The sequence below is a fragment of the SAR324 cluster bacterium genome, assembly GCA_029245725.1.
In the GTDB taxonomy this organism is placed as follows: domain Bacteria; phylum SAR324; class SAR324; order SAR324; family NAC60-12; genus JCVI-SCAAA005.
Window position 1 is genome coordinate 1 of sequence record JAQWOT010000328.1, and the last position, 3781, is coordinate 3781.

At 46.2% G+C, this 3781-nt stretch carries 3 protein-coding genes; all 3 read left to right on the plus strand.

Translation table 11 applies throughout. The annotated features are described in order from the left end of the window. Window positions 1-371: rRNA maturation RNase YbeY (ybeY, locus tag P8O70_17690; GenBank protein ID MDG2198669.1), on the plus strand; the 371-nt coding region annotated here is incomplete at its 5' end. A 153-nt stretch (window positions 372-524) separates the two neighbouring features. Beyond that, on the plus strand, window positions 525-2483 hold the full coding sequence (gene acs, locus P8O70_17695; GenBank protein MDG2198670.1) for an acetate--CoA ligase: 1959 nt from the start codon (window positions 525-527) through the stop codon (window positions 2481-2483). A gap of 116 nt (window positions 2484-2599) precedes the next feature. Then, on the plus strand, window positions 2600-3781 hold the full coding sequence (locus tag P8O70_17700; protein MDG2198671.1) for an acetyl-CoA C-acetyltransferase: 1182 nt from the start codon (window positions 2600-2602) through the stop codon (window positions 3779-3781).

A 3781-nucleotide genomic window follows, 5' to 3' on the forward strand; every position in this document is an offset into this window, starting at 1 on the left:
TGTTTGAAAAGGAGCGCACTGTTTCAGTCTACATCACTGACGCAGTTGAGATGCAACGATTGAATGTAAAATATCGAGGTAAGGAGAGCAGTACTGATGTGCTCTCTTGGTCCTATTATGAAGATGACCATTCAGCAGTGCATGTTGGAGATCTTGCAGTCAGTTGGGATGATGTTTGCCAACAAGCAGATACCAATGGATGGGATGCAAAGACTGAGATGATTCGAATGTTGGTCCATGGCTGCTGTCACTTATATGGGTTAGACCATGAGAGGTCTAAAGATGAAGAGATAGAAATGCTAGCCTTGGAGGAACAACTGCTGACACACCTTGGCCTATCTGGATTGTACGACAAATCTCCGCACCCCTAGAAACTTCATTTTCTGCGCTTTTCAGCAGGACTTTCATCGCCAACCTTGCTATATTTAAAAATTTTCTGCCCGTTATTTGTCCTTGAAAAGGTTCGTGGGCAACCTTGCGGTGCAGCTTTTCGAAATCGAAATTTTGTAGAGCGGAGGCTTGTTATGGCAGAGACGAGCGCAACAAAAGTATTCGATGTTCCTCCCAACTTTCAGGATGCCCTGATTAATAAGGAACAATACCAACAAATGTATCAGGAATCTGTTGAGAATTCTGAGAGTTTTTGGGCCAAGCAAGCTGAACGAATGCATTGGTTCAAAAAGTGGGACAAGGTCAGAGAAGTTGATTTCAACACCGCGAGTATCAAGTGGTATTTGGGTGGGAAAATTAATGTTTCCTACAACTGTCTTGATAGGCATCTGGACAGTCCAAGAAAGAATCAGGCTGCCCTCATCTGGGAATCTGATGATCCCACAAAATGTTGTACATACACCTACCAGCAACTCCACCGAGAAGTCTGCCGTTTTGCGAATGTATTGAAAAAACGTGGGGTTCAGAAAGGTGATCGGGTCGTCTTGTACATGCCCATGATCCCGGAACTCCCCATTGCAATGCTAGCTTGTACGAGAATCGGTGCGGTCCATTCGATTGTTTTTGGTGGATTTAGTGCTGATGCTTTAAGAAACCGAATTGACGATTGTGCACCTGCTGCTGTGGTTACTGCAGATGGGGGTTTCCGTGGAAATAAAGCTGTTCCCCTGAAGCCAAACTGTGATAGGGCAATGGAGGGATTTGACTACATAAAGAGTTGCATCGTCGTTAATCATTCAGGCTCTACTGTCGAGATGAACTCCAATCGTGACCATTGGTGGCATACCGAGATTAATGGTGATGATATTTCCAGTGTCTGTCCTGCTGAAGAAATAGATTCTGAAGATCCCCTCTTCATTCTCTACACATCAGGGTCTACCGGCAAACCAAAGGGAGTGATGCACACCACTGGTGGCTACATCACCTACGCTTCCATGACCCACAAATATGTTTTTGACTACCGTGATGGAGAAACCTACTGGTGTACAGCAGATATTGGCTGGGTAACCGGTCATTCTTATATCATCTATGGTCCTCTAGCGAATGGTGCCAGTTCCGTGATGTATGAAGGTGTGCCCAACTACCCGGATTGGGGTCGATTTTGGGATGTTGTCGAAAAACACCAAGTCAACATCTTCTACACTGCTCCAACAGCAATTCGAGCGATTGCAAAAGAAGGCGATGATTTTGTTAATAAACGAGATCTCAGTTCATTGCGCTTGCTTGGTACCGTAGGAGAGCCTATCAATCCAGAAGCGTGGCAATGGTATCATCGTGTTGTAGGGAAAGAGCGATGCCCAATTGTGGATACCTGGTGGCAGACAGAAACAGGTGGGATCTTGATTACCCCATTGCCGGGTGCTACCAAGCTAAAGCCAGGCTCAGCGACGAAGCCCTTCTTCGGAATTCAACCCGTGATTGTTGATCCTCAAACAGGAACTGAACTGGAGGGTGCAACCGAAGGGGCTCTCTGTATCAAGGATTCCTGGCCCGGACAAATGCGTGGTGTTTATGGAGATCCAGAGCGCTTCTTTAATACCTATTTTGTTCAATATAAGGGAATGTACTTCACAGGAGATGGAGCAAGGCGTGATGAAGATGGCTACTATTGGATCACTGGTCGGATTGATGACGTGATCAACGTCTCTGGTCACAGAATGGGGACAGCAGAAGTGGAATCTGCACTTGTACTTCATCATGACGTAGCAGAAGCAGCTGTTGTGGGCTTCCCTCATGAAATCAAAGGACAGGGTATCTATGCATACGTAACTCTCAACAGTGGCGTTGAACCGACGGATACTCTACGGACTGATTTGGTCAAGCTAGTCCGCAAGGAAATTGGACCAATTGCAACGATTGATGCGATCCAATGGGCTCCAGGTCTTCCTAAGACTCGCAGTGGCAAGATTATGAGGAGAATCCTGCGTAAGATTGCTGAAAATCAAGTCTCCAGTATTGGTGACACCTCCACTCTCGCAGATCCCTCAGTTGTAGAAAACTTGATTGAGAATCGAATTTCTACAGAAAAATAATAGAATTGCAACTTTAGTTGCTTTCTGTCATAATTATTGTTATTACCTTCCTTTCGGCGTCTCCTCTGTTGGAGACGCGTCCTGAACCAGCCTAAATTCAAGTCTAGGAGAATTGCATGGGGGAGAGTGTGGTAATTGTTGCTGCCACAAGAACGGCAGTTGGTAGTTTCAATGGTAGCCTAGCAGGAATCAGTGCTGCTGACTTGGGTGCGATTGTCATTCGTGATCTCTTGAAAAAGACAAATCTAGCACCGGAAGCGATTGACGAAGTTATTCTTGGCCAAGTACTAACGGCCAGTACGGGCCAAAATCCAGCACGACAAGCCGTGATCAAAGCTGGATTGCCCCAGACAACACCAGCTTTGACAATTAATAAGGTGTGTGGAAGCGGTCTGAAAGCTGTCAACTTGGCTGCGCAAGCCATCAAGTGTGGCGATGCCGATGTTATAATTGCGGGTGGTCAAGAAAATATGAGCCAGGCCCCACATGCTTTGCCCAACTCACGAAATGGACAGCGTATGGGTGATTGGCAAATGACGGATACCATGATCAAAGACGGACTTTGGTGCGCATTTAACGACTACCATATGGGCATCACAGCTGAAAATGTAGCTGATCGTTATGCAATCAGTAGAGATGAGCAGGATACATTCGCTTTGAGATCTCAGAACTTAGCTGAGGAAGCACAAGCTGCTGGACGATTTCAAGAAGAGATTGTGCCTGTGGAAATTCCCCAGCGTAAAGGGGACACGATCGTTTTCCAGGATGACGAATTTATTCGCAAGGGTGCTACGATTGAAGGTATTCAAAAGGTTCGACCAGCCTTTAAAAAGGATGGTTCGGTTACACCTGCCAATGCTTCTGGAATCAATGATGGTGCTGCGGCTGTCGTTGTCATGTCAGCTAGTAAAGCCAAGGAACTTGGATTGACCCCCCTGGCAACAGTTAAGGCTTATGCAAGCGCTGGAGTTGACCCGGCAATCATGGGTACTGGTCCAATTCCGTCCACAAAAAAGTGTCTTGAAAAGGCAGGTTGGACAGTCGGTGACTTAGATTTGATTGAAGCAAATGAGGCTTTTGCTGCACAAGCATTGGGAGTTACCAAAGAACTCCAGTGGGATGATAGTAAAGTCAACGTAAATGGAGGTGCGATTGCTATTGGACATCCAATTGGAGCTTCCGGTTGCAGAGTGTTGGTTACACTCCTTCACGAAATGAAACGTCAAGATGCTAAAAAAGGACTAGCGACCTTGTGCATTGGAGGAGGTCTTGGTGTCGCATTAGCAGTAGAACGGTAA